The following is a 21,678-nucleotide window of genomic DNA, read 5'->3' on the forward strand; positions in this document are numbered from 1 at the left end:
GCCTATCTTTAGCATCTGTAAATAGCCACTTTTTCGATGAAATTATATAAAGAAAATCAATTAAAAGTATACAACTCTTTATCAAAAACTAAAGAGCCTTTTAAAACTGTAAACGACGGATATGTAGGTATGTACGTTTGCGGTCCTACCGTATATAGCAATGCCCATTTAGGAAACGTACGTACATTTATGTTTTTTGATGTGGTATATCGTTATTTTTTACATTTAGGTTATAAAGTGCGTTATGTGCGTAATATTACCGATGCAGGGCATTTAGAAAACGATGCAGATGAAGGAGAAGATAGAATTTCTAAAAAAGCACGTTTAGAAGAAATCGAACCAATGGAAGTGGTACAAAAGTATACTGTAGACTTTCATGATGTTTTAAAAAACTATAACTTTTTACCGCCAAGTATAGAGCCTACCGCAACAGGTCATATTGTTGAACAAATTGAAATGATAAAAGAAATCATGGAAAAAGGGTTGGCATATGAAGTAAACGGTTCTGTTTATTTTGATGTTTTAAAGTATAACGAAACTGGTAATTACGGAATCCTTTCTGGTAGAAAAATAGAAGATGCAATTCATAATACAAGAACCTTAGACGGACAGTCAGATAAGAAAAATCCACAAGATTTTGCCCTTTGGAAAAAAGCCGATGAACGCCATATTATGCGTTGGCCTTCTCCTTGGAGTGATGGTTTTCCTGGTTGGCATTTAGAATGTTCGGTAATGAGTACAAAATACTTAGGAGAACAATTTGATATTCACGGTGGTGGAATGGATTTAAAATTTCCACATCACGAATGTGAAATAGCACAATCTCAAACTTGTAGTGGTGTTACTCCAGTAAATTACTGGATGCATACCAATATGTTGTTGCTAAATAGCCAGAAAATGGCAAAATCAACTGGTAATTTTATTTTACCAAACGAGATTTTATCAGGTGAAAACGAAATTTTACCAAAAGCATTTTCAGCAAGTGTGGTACGTTTCTTTAATATGCAAGCGAATTACAGAAGTATTCTTGATTTTTCTGGCGAAGCTTTAGAAGCATCAGAAAAAGGACATACCAAGTTAATGGATGCTGTAAATTTCTTAGATAAAATTGAAGCAGGAAATACTTCAACTTTTGATGTTCAGAAATGGAAGCAAGAATGTTATGCAGCCATGAATGACGATTTTAATACACCTGTATTAATTTCTCATTTATTTGAAGCTGTAAAAACTGTAAATCAAATAAAAGAACAAAACGCTAGTTTAACTTCAGATGATTTAGAAGAGCTAATAGTAACAATGAAAGCGTTTGTTTTTGATGTTTTAGGATTGATGAACGAAGTCTCTGAAGGAAATAATTCTGATAAATTAAGTGGAGTAGTAGAAATGCTTATTCAAATGAGAAAAGAAGCACGTGAAAACAAAGACTGGGCGTTGTCTGATGAAATCCGAGATAGATTATTAGTATTAGGAATTCAGTTAAAAGACGGAAAAGAAGGAACGAGTTTTTCTGTTAATTAATTGAAAAAAATACTCACATACCCGTTTATATTATTGGTACGGTTTTATCAAACAGCCATTTCACCATTTACACCAGCAACATGCAGGTATTCGCCAACATGCTCTAGTTACACAATTGAAGCATTGCAAAAACACGGATTGTTTTATGGCGGTTGGTTGGCAACAAAAAGAATATTTAGCTGTCATCCATGGGGAGGGAGTGGTTACGATCCAGTGCCAGAAAAAAAGAAATAGTAATTGTTGCCTCGAGTATTATTTTTAATAAAATATTATTTGTTGAAAAAAGAAACGTAGTTTGCGAGAGGTTTTAGTAAGAATATATTAATAAATAGGTCCCGACTGCGCTCGACCTGACATATAATAAGAATAAATGAATTTTTTATCTATAGTATGGGACTTAGATCCTGAAATCTTAAAAATTGGTAGTCTAGGTATTCGTTGGTACAGTTTAATGTTTGTAGCAGCTTTTGTGTTAGGACTTCGTTTAATGAAGAAAATTTATATAAATGATAAAATACCTGTAGAGAAATTAGATCCTTTATTTATGTATGTCTTCATTTCTATGCTAGTAGGAATGCGTTTAGGTGATGTTTTCTTTTATAGCTGGGATTATTATCAGAATCATTTATTAGAAATATTTTTACCAATAAAAGAAAGTGTAAATAGTAGGTTGTTCGGATTTATTGAAGGATGGAAATTTACAGGATTTACTGGGTTTGCAAGTCACGGAGCAGCAATTGGTATTCCTTTAGCATTATATTTTTATGCAAAAAAACATTTAAATAAACCATGGTTATTTATTTTAGATAGAGTAGGTATTATTGTTGCCTTAGCAGGATTTTTTATCCGTTTAGGAAACTTTTTTAATTCAGAGATCTATGGAAAACCAACAGGAAGCAGTTTCGGAGTTATTTTTAAAAGAGCTGGAGAAACCGTGCCGTGTCATCCAACACAATTATATGAAGCATTTAGTTATTTAGCATTGTTTTTTGCATTGTGGCATTTCTATTGGAAAACAGATAAGAAGAACCAATCAGGGTTTTTATTCGGATTGTTTATGGTGGTTTTGTGGTCGTTACGTTTCTTTATAGAATTTTTAAAGAAAGCACAAGTAGATGGAAGAGAAGACTGGGTATTTAACTCATTAAACACAGGGCAGGTATTAAGTATACCGCTTGTTTTAATAGGTTTTTGGTTGATGTTTAGAAAAACGAAATAAGTTAGATTTTAGATACAAAAAAGCTCCAAGTTTAAACTTGGAGCTTTTTTGTTATTTGATGTTTTATGCTGAGTTATTTTTACAGTTAATGGATTAACTATAAATAGAAACTAAAAATATAATTTCGTTTTAATAAACTAAATCAAAAATTAACGGATCTATTTATAGATTAGCAGAGGGTCAAGCAAAACTCAAGGCATAAAAAAATCCCAAAACTTAATTTGGGATTTTTTATTGCTAGTATTCTATTTTGTCATTCTTTTCGCCCCATTTTTCAAAAGGCTCTAAGGCAATTTTTCTTCCTACTTGTTCAAACGGAATGCTACGTTCTTCGTATGGTAACGGAATTTCTTTATAAATAAATTCGTCATCAAAACCAATATTAGCAGCATCTTGTTGGTTACTTCCGTAGTATACCTTATCTGGTCTAGCCCAATAAATTGCACCTAAACACATAGGGCAAGGTTCGCAAGAAGTATATACGATACAACCATCTAATTGAAAAGAGCCTAAATTTTTACAGGCATCTCTAATAGCGGTAACTTCAGCATGTGCTGTAGGATCGTTTGTAGAAGTAACTTTATTATTACCACGACCAACAATTTCTCCGTCTTTTACAACGATACAACCAAATGGTCCGCCTTCGTTATTGCTCATTCCTTTTAAAGCTGCTTTTACAGCTTCACTCATATATTCTTCGTGTTTGTTCATCTATTTTATTTTTAAAAAAAGGATTACAAAATTAGGTTTTTCTTTTGTTTGGTTCGTTAAATAAATTAAAAATTATTAAGAATAATGATTGTTATAAACGCTTGTGATTAATATTTACTTTTATATGACTCTAGAATAGGCTGTCATGACATTTTTTTTGAATGGCTTTATTTAAGATGATAACTTTGTTAAGATATTATTAAAAACTATCTAACCATGAAGAAATCATTTAAATTTACTTTAAAAACGTTACTCTTACTAAGTATAGTGTTTTTAAATTCTTGTGATAAGAAAAAACAAGAATCAGAAAAAAAAGCAACAGCTGTTGCTTATAATAAAATTGTATTAGAAAACTTATGTGAAAGCGATTGGTTTCCACATTTACAAACTCCTGCACCAGAAGAAGGAAAAGGAAGCCCGTTTGATGTAGATACGAGTACCAATGCTATTTTTCATCAATGGTCTTGGCAAAAATTTTTATGGTTGACAAAGCCAGAATATCAAATAGAAAAACTTTTGGTTAAAGTAGATGGAAAAGATGTGCCTTTATATATAGGGGAAACATTACCACTGTTTTTAAATCCCAAAAAAATGCATCAGGTAGACTCTCATTTAGGAAGTGTAAAGTCAATTCCAGGAGCATCCGTAGTTTTAGAAGATACAGCACAAGCAGGTTCTTCGGGTATTTTAAGAACTAATCCAGCATATAATCCTGCAAATAATAAAGAGGAAACAGTATTTTATTCAATCCATATTTCACCAACGTTTAAAATAGCTGCAGAAAAATTTAAAGACTCAATTTTAAATGGTTCGTTGGCGAAAGATAACTTAGCATCTTTTCCTGTAGGTTCCTTAGAGTTAAAAGTTTCATGGACTACAGTAACAGCCATTCCTAAAAATAAACGTGTCAATTATTTTACTACGGTAGGGGCTGTTGATGACGGCAAAGGAAATTTTGTTAATACTGAAGTTGCTTTGTTAGGAATGCATGTTGTTGGAGTGGTAGAAAATCACCCTGAGTTTATTTGGGCAACTTTCGAACAAGATGATTTAGCTCCGTTTTATAATAGAAAAGATAATGAAGCAAGTTCTTCTTCAGATAAACTATTATTTGCAAAAGGAAACACTACTGGTATTGGAGGTATTTATTGGGATACAATTACACAACAGCCATCAAAATTGTATAAAGCATACGATTTATTTAAATACGGTGTACCAAGAGATAGTGAAGGTAACTTTATGAAAACTTGCCAACAAGAACCTATTAATTTTAAAAATATTAAAAATATAAACACATGTGTTAAAAAGAGCTTAAACGACGTTTGGGGTAATTATTTCTATAACGGCTCTATTTGGGTAGATACTGATGGTTTGAATACACAAGCTCAAGCACAATTGTTAGTTGACTTAGGAGGCTCAATAGGTAATGCAACTCCAGGTTCATCAGCAAGAGGTTCTTTAAATAATGCAAATGTAACTATGGAAACTTTTACGCAAACATTTAATAGTAGTCTTAAAAGCATTAAAGTAGATAATTTAGCAAATTGTTTTAGCTGCCATAATGCTGTTAGTTATACAAATAATAAGTCGCCAATATATATAAGTCATGCATTTGATGCTTATATAAAGAGAGCTGAAGGAAAAACATATAATGAAGTAGAAATGTTAAAAGCGAAGCAAGAAGTGCAAGAGTTTATAAAGAATAGGTTGAATTAATTTAAAAAAATCAACCATAAGAAAACCGAAACTGTTAAGTTTCGGTTTTTTTTATGATTATAATAAGTAAGTTTTTATTTTAATCCTCCAGTCATGTTTTCAGGTTTTACCCATTCATCATATTCTTCAGCAGTTACATAACCTAAACGAACAGCCTCTACTTTTAAAGTTGTACCGTTTTCGTGTGCTGTATTTGCAATTTCAGCAGCTTTATAATATCCTATTTTAGTATTTAAAGCAGTAACTAGCATTAAAGAATTGTTTACCAATTCGGTAATTCTATCGTGATTTGGTTCAATACCAGCAGCACAATTTACATCGAAAGATACACATGCGTCTCCAATTAACTGAGCAGACTGTAATACATTAGCCGCCATCATTGGTTTAAAAACATTTAATTCGTAATGTCCTTGTGTACCACCAACAGTTACAGCAACATCGTTACCCATAACTTGTGCACAAACCATTGTAATCGCTTCTGCTTGCGTAGGATTTACTTTTCCTGGCATAATAGAAGAACCTGGTTCGTTTGCAGGAATAATTAATTCACCAATTCCAGAACGTGGTCCTGAAGCCATCATACGAATATCGTTGGCTATTTTATTAATAGAAACCGCTAATTGCTTTAAAGATCCGTGTGTTTCAACAAACGCATCATGCGCAGCCAAAGCTTCAAATTTATTTTCAGCAGTAATAAAAGGTAAACCTGTAAATTCAGCAATATATTTTGCCACTAACACGTCGTAATCTGCAGGTGTGTTTAATCCTGTTCCAACTGCTGTTCCTCCTAAAGCTAATTGCGATAAATGGTCTAGTGAGTTTCTTAATGCTTTTAAACCAAAGTTTAACTGCGCAACATAACCAGAAAACTCTTGTCCTAAGGTTAGGGGAGTAGCATCCATTAAATGTGTACGACCAATTTTTACAACATCTTTAAAAGCTTCTGATTTTGCTTGTAAAGTGTCTCGTAATTGCTCTACACCAGGAATGGTTACTTCTACAATTTTCTTGTAAGCAGCAATGTGCATACCTGTAGGAAAGGTGTCGTTTGATGATTGCGATTTGTTTACGTCATCATTTGGCTGGATGGTTTTTTCACCTTCACCAATTACATTTCCTGCAATTTCATGTGCTCTGTTAGCGATTACCTCGTTACAGTTCATGTTAGATTGTGTACCAGAACCCGTTTGCCAGATTACTAACGGAAATTGATTGTCGTGTTTACCTGTTAAGATTTCGTCACAAACTTGTGCAATTAAATCTCTTTTTTCATTAGTTAAAACACCTAATTCGGCATTTGTATAGGCAGCAGCTTTTTTAAGGTAAGCAAAACCATATACTATTTCTAACGGCATAGAACCAGCTGCGCCTATTTTAAAGTTGTTACGAGAGCGTTCTGTTTGTGCTCCCCAATATTTATCAGCAGGAACTTCAACGTTTCCCATTGTGTCTTTTTCGATTCTGTACTTTGTCATTTTAAAATGATTTAAAAGAATATAAATTAACGATGGTCAAAATTACAAATTCTAATAGTTTTAGTAGGTGATTTTTATCAGATTTTATTGCTTTCAAAGAAAAATAGTTATAATTTTGTCGCACAACAATTATTAATAGGAAACAAATGTTAGATTTTTCAGAATTTTCAGGATTGGTATTATTCATGTTTATTTTTACAACCGGATTTTGGTTGTTAATTTTCTTATTAACATTTGTAGTTCCTTATTGGATTGGTGGAACGATCTGGGAAAATATAAAGTTAAAGAGAGAAGCAAAAAAAGCTGCTGAAGGTAAGTAGTTTTTAAATTGATATAAAAAAAGCTCGTTCATGTATTTGAACGAGCTTTTTTTGTTTCTGGGTGTTTAAACAGGCTTTTCGTTATATCTTTTTTATAGTTACAAAAGCGAGGTTTACTTTTTGATTAACTATGGTAGTCTAAGAATTGGAAGAGATTGCTTCGTTCCTTGCAATGACGCATATTTATTAAGTTTTAAAAAAGGATGCCTCTGCAATCCTTAACACATGTTTATTTTTTATGTGGAAGAGATTGCTTCGTTCCTCGCAATGACGCATATTTATTAAGTTTTAAAAAAGGATGACTCTGCAATCCTTAACACATGTTTATTTTTTATGTGGAAGAGATTGCTTCGTTCCTCGGAATGACGCATTTTTATTAATTTTTAAAAAAGGATGCCACTTCAATCCTTAACGCATGTTTGTTTTTTGTATGGAAGAGATTGCTTCGTTTCTCGCAATGACGTATTTTTATTAAGTAAATAATAGTAGTTTAAGAGGTTACTTGGTTCCTCGCAATGACAGCTATTTATTAAGTTTTAAAAAAGGATGCCACTGCAATCCTTAGCGTATGTGTACTTTTTGTATGGAAGAGATTACTTCGTTTCTCGTAATGACGTATATTCATTATGTATATGTGTTTTTTTTAAAAAATAGAGGTAACAAAAAGCTCGTTCAATAAGAACGAGCTTTTTTTGTGTGTATTAGATAATCGCGTTAGGGATTAAATGGTTTGTTTGAGCTCTTTTAGTTTGTGTGTTTTTAGAACATACTAACTAGAAAGCGAGTAATGAAAGCCCGCTCGAACGCCCAAATTTTAGCCGTTAAAATCTCCAGCACCATTTTCTTGACCTCCACCTTCGGGTCTTTCTCTTTTTTTCTTTTGATTAAAACGATACGTAATACTTAATGATATTTGACGTTCTCTCCATTGAAATTCTCCGTTAGAAATTGTTGACGGATTTTCTCTACCGCCATAATACGTTGTGCTTTCTCTTTTACGTGAGTTAAATAAATCGCTTACATTTAAAACAACCGATGCTTTGTCTTTAAAGATGTCTTTACTAAATGCCAGGTTTGCCATAAACATACCTTCTCTATCACTTTGTGCATTTGTTTGTGGGCCACGGTACATAATACGTGTTTGCCAATCTATCTTAGCTGGTAATGTTATACGTGCGTTAAAACGCGCAAACCAACTATCTTGGTTTACTTCTGCTAGGTTGGTAGTAACTTGTGAATTGTCTTGTGCTGTATAAGTGTATGAAAAAGCATCTGTATTAAACTTAAAGTAGTTAAAACTAGCAGATAAACGCACTTTTTTTGTTGGATTGTAATTACTTGTAAATTCAAATCCGTAACGATCTTCGCTATTTAAATTTAAAGGCTGACTAACAAATACATTGGTTCCGTTTCTTTCTTCAATTATTGAAACTCGCTCGATTTTATCGGTAGAAATTTGATAGTATATAGAAGCACCTAAATTAAATTTTCTGATTTTTGTGTTATAACCTAAGTCGAAAGAACTTGTAAATGTAGGGTTTAAATCAGGGTTCCCTCTAAATACACTTGTAGCAGAACTACGGCTTTCAAACGGATTTAAAAACCAGTGACGTGGTCTTCTTAAACGTCTGCTATACCCTAAAGTTACATTTTCATTGTCGTTTAATTCGTAACCAAGGTTTACAGTAGGAAACCATTCTGTATAATTTTTGTCTGAATTTTTATTTTGAGTATCTGATTGTAAATCGATATCGATGTCTGTTATTTCAGCACGTAAACCTAATAGGTATGAAAACTTGTCTATTTTACTACCATATTGAGAGTAAAAGGCATATACGTTTTGCTTAAAAGTTAAATCGTTAGAAGGGTTATAGTTGATATTAGGATCTAAAATATTTACTCTAAAATCAGAATTTAAATCTTGATAAGTAGCTTTGTGACCAGCTTCAAACTGACTGTTTTCCCCGATTGGTAAGACATAATCTACCTGAACTAACTTTTCTTTAGAACTAGTGATTTGTGAATTATCTTCAGAAGGAATTCCGTTTACACTAATAGGTGAATTTTCGGTTTGATTACTATCTCCGTATTGTAAATCGATAGTTAACTTCTCACCATTATCATTTAATTTATTTGTGTAATTTATAGAATACTGCTTGTCAACTCCATCTTCATCTTCGTTTTCAACTCTAATTTCCTCAAGTAAAACCTGGTTAGGATCGTTAAATAAAAACCTGTCTGTTAAGTTGGTTGCAATATCATCTCCGTTAGATTTTCTATACACAAAATTACCTGTAATAGAGCTGTTATCGTTAATGTAATATTCTAAACCAATTGAGGCATTGAAGTTTTTATTTTTTCTATCAAAAGTTCTATCTTCTGTTTGTGTGCTGTCTAAAACTCCGTTTGTTAAATAAGAAAATGCTGTTTGTGAATTACCTGGTCCTTTTCTGTACGAATAACCAAGATTAGAAAATAAGTTAATCTTCTTTGTTCGGTAATTTAAGTTTGGTGCTACTCTTAACATATCAGGATTACCAGCAGTAACGTTTACAGAACCGTTAAAACCTGTTATTTTTCCTTTTCTTAAAATAATATTTAAAATACCTGCAGTTCCTTCAGCATCATAACGTGCCGATGGCGAGGTAATTACTTCTACTTTTTCAATAGCATCTGCAGGAAGATTTCTTAAAGCATCTGTACCTGTTAAACCAACAAGTGCCGAAGGCTTTCCGTCAATTAGAATACGCACGTTTTCACTACCACGTAAACTAACGGCACCTTGTGCATCTACGTTTACAGATGGTACATTGTCTAATACATCAGAGGCAGAACCCCCTTTTACGGTCATGTCTTTACCTACGTTGTATATTTTCTTATCTAAACGAATTTCTACGGTAGATTTTTCGGCGATAATTTCTACTTCATCCAACGTTTCAGCATCCTCAGAAAGCGAAATTGTACCTAAGTTGGTGTTGGCTGTTAATTGTTTTTGTTGAAGATTTTTAGTTTTAAATCCAATAAATTCTACTTTTAAGGCATATTCACCAGAAGGAATTGTAATAGAAAAATTCCCATTTAGATCTGTAATTCCACCAGAAACTTGTTTGTTTTGAAGATGAGTTAATACTAAAGTAGCATACTCTAAAGGTTGTTTAGAATTGGCTTCAATAATTTTACCAGTTAATGTAATTTTAGAAACATTTTTACGGGTAGGTTTTTGCGCAAAGGCAGAAACAGCTATAAGTAGCACAAAAAGAAATGTTATTTTTTTCATTGAATAGTTTTATTGTGTAAAGTAGATAAGACCGCGAAGTTCTTTAAAGGTTTAATCTTGCTTAGTTAAAGGATTGTTAAATAAACGCTAAAGTTGAAAAATCAAAGGGTTTAAATTGCTTACAAAAATGAATAAAACTTGTGTTGTAAATAGAATTATAGTTGATCTATTTATAGAAATTAGTATTAATATACTACCTGATTATTTTAATAAACCGAAAGCATAAAAAAAACCGAAACGGTTATGTTTCGGTTTTTTATTTACAAGTGAATATTACTTGCTTATTTTTTCTTCTTTCCTTTTTGCTGAGCAGCTTGTTGCTCTTGTGCTTGTTTCATAGCATTATCTAAACGCTCACGGAACTTACTTTTAGCTTTTTCAGGTTTCTTTTTATTTTCTTCAATCTTCGCATGAATCTTATCTTCATCAATTACGTAATTTTTAATAATTAACATAATAATGATGGTTAATAAGTTAGATATAAAGTAATATAAACTTAATCCACTTGCGTAGTTGTTAAAGAAAAATAACATCATAATAGGAGAGAAGTATATCATATACTTCATCATTTTACCCATATCAGGCATTCCTTCTTGTGTTGGAGCTTGCATGTTTGCTTGCTGACTTTGGTTCATTTTCATGTAAAAGAAAATTGCAATAGAAGCTAATATTGGAAATAAACTTATATGGTTTCCGTAAAAAGGAATGTTAAAAGGTAACTGATATACCATATCGTAAGATGATAAATCATTTGCCCATAAGAAGCTTTTTTGTCTAAACTCTATATTGGTAGGAAAAAACTTAAATAAAGCAAAGAACACAGGCATTTGTAATAATGCAGGAATACAACCCGACATCATGTTTACACCAGCTTTTCGTTGCACCGCCATGGTTTCTTGCTGACGTTTCATTGCATTTTCTTTACCAGGATATTTTTTGTTGATTTCTTCCATTTCAGGACGAATCACTTTCATTTTGGCACTCGATAAATACGATTTGTAAAGTACCGGAGACATGATAATACGAACAACAATCGTCATTAATATAATAATCAATCCGAAGTTACCAATAAAGCCTTTTAATAGGTTAAATACAGGGTAAAATACAGTACGGTTTAAGAATCCGAAAATTCCCCATCCTAAATCTGAAATCTCATCTAAATTAGTGCCTTTATAAGATTCTAATAAATTATAATCTGTTGGTCCGTAAAACCATTGCATGTTATAATTTAATTCTCCATTAGTTAACGCTAAAGGTGTTTTTAAACCATAGGTTTTTGTAAAAACAGTATCTTTTTCTTCACCAGTAAAATCAACAGATTTTAAACTAGCTTCGTTAAAAGGTGTATCAGAAGATAAAATTGAAGAAAAGAAATGTTGTTTATAAGCAACCCAATTTACATCACTAACCGTTTCATCGTCGCTCATTTGTAAGTAATCAACTTCCTCATCAGCTTTATAGTAATAGTAAGAGTACATGTTTTCAGTTTTTAAACTTTTTTCATGTCTAAAACCTTTTAAACTCCAATCTAAATTAATTGCTTGAGAGCTGTTTATTACTGAATTTAACCCTTGAGAACGAACAGCAAAAGCTACGCGGTAATCGTCTTTTTTAATTTCGTAACGATATTCTAAAAATTTAGTTTCAGATACTTTCAGTTTCATAGAAAGTATTTGAGTATCTCCGTTTTTAGTTAAAGTAGGCGTAAATAATAAATCTTTTGTGTTTAAAATACGGTTATCGGTTGTTCCGAAATTAATATTAAAAGATGCATTATTATCTTTTACTAAATATAAAGGAAGCGAATCGTATGTTTTGAAGTTTTTAATTAATGCTTCAATAATTTGCCCACCTTTATTATCAATAGTTAATTTAACAAGGTCATTCTCTATAGAAGTACTTCCGTTTTTACTAGTTGAAGCTCCGTATGCAAAAGCACCTAATTTGTTTTTTAAAGCAATTTGCTGTAGCGAGTCATTTAAGACAGCTGTTTCAGCTAAATTGTTTTGAGTAGTTGAAGCTTCAGAAACTTGTTCTGTTTTAGTTGTTTCAGGTATTACTTCTGGCTCACGAGTGTTCATCCACCAAAGTAATATTCCTCCTAATAAAAGCATTCCTATAAAGGAATTTAAATCAAATTTTTTTTGTTCCATTGATATGAATTATAATGTCAACTTGTCATTTTTTGTTTTTCTCATTATTGAAAAACCCGACAAATGTAGCGAAACCTTATATATTTTATGAGGTTTTACTGTGATTAATTTAGATAAACGTTATAGTTCAAAAGAGATGCCAATCATTTTAAAAAAAGAGAACATAATTATTATTTATATGATGAAGTAATTTTTTATATAAAATAATTATCTAAAAGATTATATTTGCCTGCGTTAGAAAAGAAAAACAAAAAGAGCTATAATACTATTTATTTTTAGTGTAAAGACTCTTAAATATATGATTAAATTTAAATAAAAAAAATGCAAAAAAAGATAACTGATTTTTTAAAAATTTTAATAGTACTGATTTTTCTCATTGGTTGTAATGATGAAGAAGTTGATGTTTTAAGTCAAGATAAAACCCCGCCAAGTTTAAACGTTTCATTTGCAGGAGTGTCAGATAGTAGTAAAGACGATAAAATAGTTGCTAGTAAAGAATTAGAAATTAAAATTGATGCTAAAGATGCTAATGGTATTGAGAGTGTTGAAGTATTTATAGACGAAAAAAAGAAAGGAGAAGATACAAAAGCTCCGTTCTTAATTACTGTTAATCTTTCAAATTATAAATCGAGAACGTCAAAAAAATTGTATAAAGATTATACATTAAAGGTGGTCGCTAAAGATAAAGCAGGTAACATCTCTTTTGAAGAACATATTTTAAATATAGATAATGAAATACCAGTTATAAGTAATGTCTCATTAGAAGAAGGTATAATACTTCAAGGGGAATCAAATATTGTTACTTTCAATGTAAATGATAATGAAGAAATATCTAAGGTTAATGTATTTACTAATGGGGTTTTATCTGAAGAAATAGAAAAAGGTGGTGAGTTAAAAGTAAACCTTGATACATCACTGTTATCAGATGGAAAAAACATATTTAAAATTGAAGCCATTGATCAAGCGAATAATAAAGTAGTATATGAGGTCAATTTTATAACAGATAATACAGGGCCAGAAATTAACATTGATAATCTAATAAAAAATTTAGTAATAGATGAAGTATTAATGTTAAAACCAACAGCGTCTGATGTGTATTCAGAAGTGGCTTCAGTCGAAATTATATTTAGTGATAAATCATTGTTTTTAACAGAAGAGAAGTCAAATATAAGTTACGAATTTGATCCTGACACTGTAGGTGCTGGAGATGGAATTTTTATATTAAAAGCAATAGATAATCTTGGGAATATTACAAATATAGAAATACCAGTAAATATTCATCGTAGACTTATAACAATAAATATTCCAGAAAATAGAATTAACCAAGCAATAACAACTTCAGTTGTTTTCGTTTCTGGAATGGATGGAACATTAATAATATCTAAAGAAATTACAGGTAGTGATAGAGAGGTTACTTTAAGTACTCCAGAAGAATTTAGTACAGATACTGAATTTATGGTGTCATTTTTTTTAGAAGATAATGGCAGTGGAGTAAGTGTTTCAACACATCAGAATTTGACAAGAAACAACCCTAAGGTACTTAGTTTAGCAAAACCAACAAGATATAATGAAACTAATATAAAGGTACCAACCAATGGTTTTTTATCTAATGACGGACTTATTGGAGGAGTAACAGGTGAACGTCTTATATCTTTTGAAAATGCAGAAGCTAGTTATAGTGTTTTCTTAAATACGACTGATAGTGAATTAAATATATCTTCTGCTTTGACTACTGAGAGCGGAAATTCTTTTGATTCTTTTTACGTATATGATTCTAAATCCGGAAGATATCTGTTTATACCTAATCCAATAGAGGATAATTATGTGTTAAACAAAGGCGAATTAAATGAAAACAACCTTGAGTCACGTAAGCTTACTATCAGTTCCCCAAGATCAATGACGACTGCATTAGAAGTTTTGCAAATCTTTGGAGCAACATCAGAAGAAGATCGTTCAACTAATAAATTTCACAAAATTTATAATTTTTATATGGATGGAGTTTTAGATTTTCCTACTGAATATTATTTAAATACTTCATTTTATTCTTATAGACATGATTTAGAGTTCGGTAACTATTATACAGAACGAAAAGGAGCACCTATTGAAAATTATCAAATTCCGGATGTAGATCTTAGTTATACTTCTACTGGTAATGAAATTGATTTGTCAGTTCAAGGAACAAATCACATTGTAGGGAGAGCAGATGTTCGTTTTAAAAATACACAAAGCATTTGGTATGTAACTTTTGATAGTAAAAAAAACAGTAATATTATTGTTCCTGAATTACCTGAAAGTATCTCACATTCAATAAAGACAGCTTATGAAAATGGAGATATGGAAGTGAATTCTGTAGAGTTAATATCATATGAATCAATTTCTTCATACGAAGATTATGTTAAAAAAGTAGTGAAAAATAATACTGATATTTTAGATATTACCGATTGGTATCAATTAGTTTTTTCTTCTAAAGGGAATTTTAATGGACCAAATAAAGAATTTGTTTTTCAGTAGATGAATTATTAAAATAAAATATTCATACAAAAAAAAACCTCATAAAACTAAGTTTTATGAGGTTTTTTTTGTAGTAAAGCAACTATTTTTTTGATTGCTGTAAAGCCGCTTTTATAAAACTCACAAACAGCGGGTGTGGATTTAACACCGTACTTTTATATTCTGGGTGGTATTGTACACCAACAAACCAAGGGTGTGTAGGAATTTCAACTATTTCAACCAAGCCTGTTTTAGGGTTGGTTCCTGTAGCTTTCATTCCAGCATTCTCTAATTGTTCCTTATAATCGTTGTTATATTCAAATCTATGACGATGACGCTCACTAATTAATGTCGATTTATAGGCTTTAAATACTTTAGAATCTTCGATAATTTCACAATCCCAAGCGCCTAAACGCATGGTACCTCCTTTTTGGGTAACGTCTTTTTGAGTTTCCATTAAGTTAATAACAGGATGTACAGTTTCTTTATTCATTTCTGTAGATTCTGCATCTTTTAAACCTAAAACATTACGAGAATATTCAATAACAGCCATTTGCATTCCTAAACAAATTCCTAAAAAAGGAATATTATTTTCACGAACATATTGTACAGCAGCTATTTTACCTTCAGTTCCTCGATCTCCAAAACCAGGCGCTACTAAAACACCATTTAATCCGGCTAATTTTGAAGGCGCATTTTCTGGAGTCAATTCCTCAGAATGAATCCAACGTACATTTACTTTTGTCTTGTTAGTTGCACCTGCATGAATAAAAGATTCAGTAATCGATTTATAAGAATCGTGCAATTCAACATATTTACCTACCAAACCAATTTCTATAGTAGAAGTAGGGTTTTTATGACGTTCTAAAAACTGATTCCATGCTTTTAACTTTGGTTGCTTACGGGTAGATAAGTTTAATTTATCTAAAACCACATAATCTAAACCTTCTTTAAACATTAAGTTTGGAACATCATAAATAGTTTCAGCATCTAAAGACTGAATTACATCTTGTTTTTTAACATTACAAAATAAAGCTAGCTTATTTTTAATAGTATCGCTAATCTCGTGTTCAGAACGACACACTAAAATATCAGGGCTAATACCACTTTGCATTAATGTTTTTACAGAATGCTGTGTAGGTTTTGTTTTTAATTCACCGGCCGCAGCTAAATAAGGTACTAGTGTTAAATGAACAACAATAACATTGTCATTTCCTAGTTCCCATTGTAATTGACGAACAGCTTCTATATAAGGTAGTGATTCAATATCACCCACGGTTCCACCAATTTCAGTAATCACAATATCATAATCACCAGTATTTCCTAAAATTTGAATACGATGCTTAATTTCATCCGTAATATGCGGAATTATCTGAACTGTTTTTCCTAAAAATTCTCCTTTACGCTCCTTATTTATTACAGATTGATATATTTTACCTGTAGTAACATTGTTAGCTTGAGAAGTTGGTATGTTTAAAAATCGCTCGTAATGCCCAAGATCTAAATCTGTTTCAGCACCATCATCAGTAACATAACATTCACCGTGTTCATACGGGTTTAATGTTCCTGGATCGATATTAATATACGGGTCTAATTTTTGGATGGTTACAGAGAAACCTCTTTGCTGTAATAATTTAGCTAAAGATGCGGCAATAATTCCTTTTCCTAGTGATGAAGTTACGCCTCCTGTTACAAAAACGTATTTAGTGTTGTTCATGGTGTTGTTAGGTTTGGGCAAAAGTAAGAAGTCTAGCTATTCGAACAAATAAAAAAGTGAAAAAAGATATATAAAAATTTACTATTTTTGCCAAGTGAAAAAATATTAGAAAAAAGTAAAACTAGTATTTGTTAAACAAAAAAACTGTTGTATATTTGCCCACGCTTTTAGCAGGCGGAATTTCATAAAAGCAACGTATAATTAAAGACCATTTTTAAAAATATAAATAATGCCGAAAAGAACTTACCAACCATCGAAAAGAAAAAGAAGAAACAAACACGGTTTCAGAGAAAGAATGGCATCTGCTAACGGACGTAAAGTACTAGCAAGAAGAAGAGCAAAAGGAAGAAAGAACTTAAGTGTATCTTCAGCTCCAAGACCAAAAAAATAATGATTAATTATCATTAATATATTAGGTGTTACTATTTTTTAGTAACACCTTTTTTTGTATATAAACATTTTTTATTTTTGTCAACAACACAACACAACAAACAAAATGCCTAAAAATCAAAACCTTAAATCTATTTTAATAATCGGATCGGGACCAATTGTTATTGGACAAGCCTGTGAGTTTGATTATTCTGGAACGCAAGCTTTACGTTCTTTACGTGAAGACGGAATTGAAACTGTTTTAATCAATTCTAATCCTGCAACAATCATGACCGACCCAACAATGGCCGATCATGTATACCTTTTGCCTTTAAACACAAAGTCGATAATACAAATTTTAAAAGAGCATCCACAAATTGATGCCGTTTTACCAACAATGGGTGGTCAAACAGCGTTGAATTTATGTATTGAAGCTGATGAAAAAGGAATTTGGGAAGATTTTGGTGTAGAGATTATTGGAGTTAATATTGATGCGATTAATATTACCGAAGATCGTGAGAAGTTTAGAAACTTAATGTTAGATATTGGTATTCCAATGGCGCCGCAAGCTACAGCGACTTCTTTCTTAAAAGGAAAAGAGATTGCACAAGAGTTCGGATTTCCTTTAATTATTAGAGCATCCTTTACTTTAGGTGGTGAAGGGGCTTCTTTTGTTTATAAAGAAGAAGATTTTGATGCTTTGTTAACTCGCGGATTAGAAGTGTCTCCTATTCATGAGGTAATGATTGATAAAGCGCTTATCGGTTGGAAAGAATATGAGCTTGAGTTATTAAGAGATGCGAATGATAATGTAGTTATTATCTGTTCTATTGAAAATATGGATCCGATTGGAATTCATACAGGAGATTCTATTACGGTAGCTCCAGCAATGACACTTTCTGATAAGACATTTCAAAAAATGCGTGATATGGCAATTCATATGATGCGTAATATTGGTGATTTTTCCGGTGGATGTAATGTGCAGTTTGCGATTTCTCCTGATGAAAAGGAAGATATAATAGCAATTGAAATTAACCCACGTGTATCACGTTCATCCGCTTTAGCGAGTAAAGCAACTGGTTACCCAATTGCAAAAATTGCAGCGAAGTTAGCATTGGGATATCATTTAGATGAGTTAGACAATCAAATAACAAAATCGACATCAGCTTTATTTGAGCCAACTTTAGATTATGTAATTGTAAAAATTCCACGTTGGAACTTTGATAAGTTCGAAGGTTCAGACAGAACTTTAGGCTTACAAATGAAATCTGTTGGTGAGGTTATGGGAATTGGACGTTCGTTTCAAGAAGCATTACATAAAGCAACTCAGTCTTTAGAGATTAAACGTAATGGTTTAGGAGCAGATGGAAAGGAAAATAAAAATTACGAAGAAATTATAGAGAAGTTAACATACGCTTCTTGGGATCGTGTTTTTATTATTTACGATGCAATTAAAATGGGAATTCCGTTGAGTAAAATCCACGAAATTACGCAGATTGATATGTGGTTCTTAAAGCAATATGAAGAATTACACGAAATAGAAAAAGAAATTTCTAAGTATACTATTGATACCCTTGATAGAGATTTATTATTAGAGGCTAAGCAAAAAGGATATGGAGATCGTCAGATTGCACATATGTTACGATGTTTAGAAAGTGAAGTATATAAAAAGAGAGAAGAGTTAAATATTAATAGAGTTTATAAGTTAGTAGATACTTGTGCTGCTGAATTTAAAGCAAAAACTCCGTACTATTATTCAACTTTCGAAAGTGATATTGTAACCAAAGAAGGAGTTACAGTAATCGCAAATGAAAGTGAAGTTACACCAAAAAAGAAAATTATTGTTTTAGGTTCAGGGCCAAACCGAATCGGACAAGGAATTGAATTTGATTATTGTTGTGTACACGGAATTTTAGCTGCAGCCGAATGCGGTTACGAAACGATTATGATTAACTGTAATCCAGAAACGGTTTCTACCGATTTTGATACGGCGGATAAATTATACTTCGAGCCTGTTTTTTGGGAACATATTTATGATATTATTAAACATGAAAAACCAGAAGGAGTTATTGTTCAGTTAGGTGGACAAACTGCTTTAAAGTTAGCGGAGAAATTAACGAAATACGGAATTAAAATCTTAGGAACGAGTTTTGAGGCTTTAGATTTAGCAGAAGATAGAGGAAGTTTCTCTACGTTATTACAAGATAATAACATTCCTTTTCCAGAATTTGGAATTGCAGAAACGGCAGATGAAGCTTTAGAGTTGGCTGATAAATTAGATTTCCCGATTTTGGTAAGACCTTCTTATGTTTTAGGAGGACAAGGAATGAAAATTGTTATCAATAAAGAAGAATTAATAGAGCATGTTGTTGATTTATTAAGAAGAATGCCTGGTAATAAATTATTATTAGATCATTATTTAGATGGGGCAATAGAAGCAGAAGCAGATGCAATTTGTGACGGTGAAAACGTGCAAATTATCGGAATAATGGAACATATTGAGCCTTGTGGAGTGCACTCTGGAGATTCAAACGCAACTTTACCCGTATTTAACTTGGGTGATTTAGTATTGCAACAAATAAAAGATCACACAAAAACAATTGCTTTAGAGCTGAAAACAGTTGGTTTAATAAATGTTCAGTTTGCAATTAAAAACGACATTGTTTATATTATTGAAGCAAATCCGCGTGCATCTCGTACGGTTCCTTTTATTGCAAAAGCATACAAAGAACCTTATGTAAACTACGCTACCAAGGTAATGTTAGGAGAGAATAAAGTAACAGATTTTACTTTTAATCCGAAATTAGAAGGTTATGCGATAAAGCAACCTGTATTTTCATTTAATAAGTTTCCGAATGTAAACAAGCAATTAGGACCAGAAATGAAGTCGACAGGAGAAAGTATTTTGTTTATTGATGATTTAAAAGATGATCAATTTTACGACTTGTATTCAAGACGTAAAATGTACTTAACTAAATAAGTTTTTAGAGAATACTTAAAAAGCCTATCAATAATTATTGATAGGCTTTTTTTTAACAAAAAATTAACTTGTTGTATATGCAACTAAAATTGCGCTTTAAGTTAGTTTTGCAATTGATATTAAAGAATGTATATGGGTATTGAAAATACATTAGCGCCTTGGTTAGGAGAAACTATGAAAATGATTGATAATCATATTCAAGAATTATTTTTTGAAAAAAAAATAGGCCTTACAAAAATACAATGGGTGCTTTTAAAACGATTAAAGGAAAAGAATGGTGTACCGCAACAAGAGTTGGCTTTTTTAACAGGTAGAGATAAAACATCATTAACTCGCTTAGTGAATACTATGGAAAAGAAGAATTTAGTTGCTAGAATCCCCTCTAAATTAGATAAAAGAATTAATAATATTCACATTACCAAAAAAGGAGAATTATTATTTAAAGAAACCATACCATTAATAGAAAATTTTGTAGCATTATTACAAAAAAACATATCTGAAGAAGAAATCACAAGTACAATAAGTGTTATAAAGAAAATACAAGAAAATTTAAAAACAAAAATCAGTTAAAAGTTGTAAGTACAACTAAATATATAAATCATGAGAAAATTAATCATTGTAGGCGCAGGGGTATTAGTACTTGGACTGTCATTTATAATCTCCAATCTTTTAAAAGATAGTAAGAAAATTCCTAAGCAAAAAATAACAAAAATAGAAAAAACTGTTTTTGTAAAAGAAGTTAAAAATAGTGATGTTGCAATAACTATTACTGCAAACGGAAACTTACAAGCTAAGAATAAAGTAGCTATTTTTTCAGAAGTACAAGGAGTTTTGAAGCCTACAAGAAAACCTTTTAAAGCAGGTATATCTTATAAAAAAGGACAAACATTGTTGCATATTAATAGCCAAGAGTTTTATGCATCGATTCAATCTCAAAGAAGTTCATTGCAAAATTTAATAGCTTCAATTATGCCTGATTTACGACTAGATTATCCAAATTCTTTTGAAAAATGGAATGAATATTTAAAAAACTATGATATAAATAAAGCAGTACAGCCACTTCCACAGGCAAGTTCTGATAAAGAAAAGTATTTTATAACAGGTAAAAATATATATACCTCGTTCTATAATTTAAAAAATTTAGAAGCAAGGTTAGGAAAATATAACCTTAGAGCACCTTTTAGTGGTGTAATAACAGAGGCTTTAGTAACTAACGGTACTTTAGTAAGAGTTGGCCAGAAAATGGGGGAGTTTATAGATACTTCAGCATTTGAATTGGCATTATCTGTTAATGGCGGTTTTGCAGATATTTTAGAAGAGGGAAAAAGTGTAACACTTCAAAATTTAGAAAAAAATAAAACATGGCCAGGAAAAGTTGCTCGAATTAACGGGAAAATAGATCAAACTACACAAACGGTTCAGGTATTTATAGATGTAAAAGGAAAAGAGTTAAGAGAAGGTATGTATTTAGAAGCAAATGTGCCTGTAAAAACAATGACTGATGCTATTGAAATAAACAGAAAACTGTTAGTTGAAAATAAATCGGTGTATGTTGTAGAAAACAATGCCTTAGATTTGGTAGCTATCAACCCAGTTCATTTTAATGAAAATACGGTTGTAATAAAAGGATTACAAAACGGTGCTCAATTAATCCGTAAGCCTGTTGCAGGTGCGTATGTGGGGATGCCTGTTAAGATATTTTCTGAAACTAAAAACACCACAAAAAAATAAGA

Annotated in this window: 15 protein-coding genes; 10 read left to right on the forward strand and 5 right to left on the reverse strand. The window is 31.5% G+C overall.

Translation table 11 applies throughout. The annotated features are described in order from the left end of the window. Positions 1–36: 36 nt before the first annotated feature. The 3 genes from cysS to lgt all read left to right on the forward strand — a co-directional run bounded on the left by cysS (position 37) and on the right by lgt (position 2,737). A complete protein-coding gene (gene cysS, locus ACQ629_RS00250) occupies positions 37–1,518 on the forward strand; it encodes a cysteine--tRNA ligase (RefSeq protein ID WP_483705791.1) in 1,482 nt (493 codons plus the stop codon). Continuing rightward, on the forward strand, positions 1,519–1,752 hold the full coding sequence (gene yidD / locus ACQ629_RS00255; protein ID WP_068705109.1) for a membrane protein insertion efficiency factor YidD: 234 nt from the start codon (positions 1,519–1,521) through the stop codon (positions 1,750–1,752). It abuts the gene before it with no gap. Positions 1,753–1,888: 136 nt separating this feature from the next. Then, positions 1,889–2,737, forward strand: coding sequence for a prolipoprotein diacylglyceryl transferase (gene lgt / locus ACQ629_RS00260; RefSeq protein ID WP_483705794.1), 849 nt, complete (start codon positions 1,889–1,891; stop codon positions 2,735–2,737). A 237-nt stretch (positions 2,738–2,974) separates the two neighbouring features. On the opposite strand, the gene ACQ629_RS00265 is transcribed toward lgt, so the two are convergent. Next, on the reverse strand, positions 2,975–3,448 hold the full coding sequence (locus ACQ629_RS00265) for a nucleoside deaminase (RefSeq protein WP_483705796.1): 474 nt from the start codon (positions 3,446–3,448) through the stop codon (positions 2,975–2,977). A 216-nt stretch (positions 3,449–3,664) separates the two neighbouring features. On the opposite strand from ACQ629_RS00265, the gene ACQ629_RS00270 reads away from it, so the two are divergent. Then, positions 3,665–5,164 carry a hypothetical protein gene (locus tag ACQ629_RS00270; RefSeq protein ID WP_483705798.1) on the forward strand — a complete coding sequence of 500 codons (1,500 nt, stop codon included), beginning with the start codon at positions 3,665–3,667 and terminating at the stop codon, positions 5,162–5,164. A gap of 74 nt (positions 5,165–5,238) precedes the next feature. Here ACQ629_RS00270 and fumC read toward each other — a convergent pair whose 3' ends face one another. After that, positions 5,239–6,639 (reverse strand): class II fumarate hydratase, encoded by a 1,401-nt coding sequence (gene fumC, locus ACQ629_RS00275; protein WP_483705800.1) that lies wholly within the window; start codon positions 6,637–6,639, stop codon positions 5,239–5,241. A 146-nt stretch (positions 6,640–6,785) separates the two neighbouring features. On the opposite strand from fumC, the gene ACQ629_RS00280 reads away from it, so the two are divergent. Then, positions 6,786–6,959, forward strand: coding sequence for a hypothetical protein (locus ACQ629_RS00280; protein ID WP_218772764.1), 174 nt, complete (start codon positions 6,786–6,788; stop codon positions 6,957–6,959). Between the two features lie 814 nt (positions 6,960–7,773). Here ACQ629_RS00280 and ACQ629_RS00285 read toward each other — a convergent pair. Together ACQ629_RS00285 and yidC are read right to left on the reverse strand one after the other, a co-directional pair. Then, entirely contained in the window at positions 7,774–10,236 is a 2,463-nt protein-coding gene (locus ACQ629_RS00285) for a TonB-dependent receptor (protein WP_483705802.1), read from the reverse strand. A 281-nt stretch (positions 10,237–10,517) separates the two neighbouring features. After that, a complete protein-coding gene (gene yidC, locus ACQ629_RS00290) occupies positions 10,518–12,389 on the reverse strand; it encodes a membrane protein insertase YidC (protein WP_483705804.1) in 1,872 nt (623 codons plus the stop codon). A gap of 321 nt (positions 12,390–12,710) precedes the next feature. On the opposite strand from yidC, the gene ACQ629_RS00295 reads away from it, so the two are divergent. Further along, positions 12,711–14,900: an Ig-like domain-containing protein gene (locus tag ACQ629_RS00295; RefSeq protein WP_483705806.1), complete on the forward strand. Its 2,190-nt coding sequence runs from the start codon at positions 12,711–12,713 to the stop codon at positions 14,898–14,900. 82 nt (positions 14,901–14,982) lie between these two features. Here ACQ629_RS00295 and ACQ629_RS00300 read toward each other — a convergent pair whose 3' ends face one another. Then, on the reverse strand, positions 14,983–16,596 hold the full coding sequence (locus ACQ629_RS00300) for a CTP synthase (protein ID WP_483705808.1): 1,614 nt from the start codon (positions 16,594–16,596) through the stop codon (positions 14,983–14,985). 229 nt (positions 16,597–16,825) lie between these two features. Between ACQ629_RS00300 and rpmH the strand changes: the two genes are divergently transcribed. The 4 genes from rpmH (at position 16,826) to ACQ629_RS00320 (ending at position 21,676) form a co-directional block, all read left to right on the forward strand. Beyond that, positions 16,826–16,987, forward strand: coding sequence for a 50S ribosomal protein L34 (gene rpmH / locus ACQ629_RS00305; protein ID WP_058884776.1), 162 nt, complete (start codon positions 16,826–16,828; stop codon positions 16,985–16,987). Between the two features lie 105 nt (positions 16,988–17,092). Beyond that, positions 17,093–19,945 carry a carbamoyl-phosphate synthase large subunit gene (gene carB, locus ACQ629_RS00310; RefSeq protein ID WP_483705810.1) on the forward strand — a complete coding sequence of 951 codons (2,853 nt, stop codon included), beginning with the start codon at positions 17,093–17,095 and terminating at the stop codon, positions 19,943–19,945. A gap of 132 nt (positions 19,946–20,077) precedes the next feature. Further along, on the forward strand, positions 20,078–20,515 hold the full coding sequence (locus ACQ629_RS00315) for a MarR family winged helix-turn-helix transcriptional regulator (RefSeq protein WP_483705812.1): 438 nt from the start codon (positions 20,078–20,080) through the stop codon (positions 20,513–20,515). A 30-nt stretch (positions 20,516–20,545) separates the two neighbouring features. After that, positions 20,546–21,676 (forward strand): efflux RND transporter periplasmic adaptor subunit, encoded by a 1,131-nt coding sequence (locus tag ACQ629_RS00320; RefSeq protein WP_483705814.1) that lies wholly within the window; start codon positions 20,546–20,548, stop codon positions 21,674–21,676. The last annotated feature ends 2 nt before the right edge of the window (positions 21,677–21,678 follow it).

It is taken from the genome of Tenacibaculum sp. SM2510, assembly GCF_057002845.1.

Bases quoted from the DNA above. Each gene is read 5' to 3' on its own strand.
- ACQ629_RS00320 (WP_483705814.1), top strand. From the start codon at position 20,546: ATGAGAAAATTAATCATTGTAGGCGCAGGGGTATTAGTACTTGGACTG.
- lgt (WP_483705794.1), top strand. From the start codon at position 1,889: ATGAATTTTTTATCTATAGTATGGGACTTAGATCCTGAAATCTTAAAA.
- cysS (WP_483705791.1), top strand. From the start codon at position 37: ATGAAATTATATAAAGAAAATCAATTAAAAGTATACAACTCTTTATCA.
- ACQ629_RS00270 (WP_483705798.1), top strand. From the start codon at position 3,665: ATGAAGAAATCATTTAAATTTACTTTAAAAACGTTACTCTTACTAAGT.
- fumC (WP_483705800.1), bottom strand. From the start codon at position 6,639: ATGACAAAGTACAGAATCGAAAAAGACACAATGGGAAACGTTGAAGTT.
- ACQ629_RS00315 (WP_483705812.1), top strand. From the start codon at position 20,078: ATGGGTATTGAAAATACATTAGCGCCTTGGTTAGGAGAAACTATGAAA.
- ACQ629_RS00300 (WP_483705808.1), bottom strand. From the start codon at position 16,596: ATGAACAACACTAAATACGTTTTTGTAACAGGAGGCGTAACTTCATCA.
- ACQ629_RS00265 (WP_483705796.1), bottom strand. From the start codon at position 3,448: ATGAACAAACACGAAGAATATATGAGTGAAGCTGTAAAAGCAGCTTTA.
- carB (WP_483705810.1), top strand. From the start codon at position 17,093: ATGCCTAAAAATCAAAACCTTAAATCTATTTTAATAATCGGATCGGGA.
- rpmH (WP_058884776.1), top strand. From the start codon at position 16,826: ATGCCGAAAAGAACTTACCAACCATCGAAAAGAAAAAGAAGAAACAAA.
- ACQ629_RS00295 (WP_483705806.1), top strand. From the start codon at position 12,711: ATGCAAAAAAAGATAACTGATTTTTTAAAAATTTTAATAGTACTGATT.
- yidC (WP_483705804.1), bottom strand. From the start codon at position 12,389: ATGGAACAAAAAAAATTTGATTTAAATTCCTTTATAGGAATGCTTTTA.
- ACQ629_RS00280 (WP_218772764.1), top strand. From the start codon at position 6,786: ATGTTAGATTTTTCAGAATTTTCAGGATTGGTATTATTCATGTTTATT.
- ACQ629_RS00285 (WP_483705802.1), bottom strand. From the start codon at position 10,236: ATGAAAAAAATAACATTTCTTTTTGTGCTACTTATAGCTGTTTCTGCC.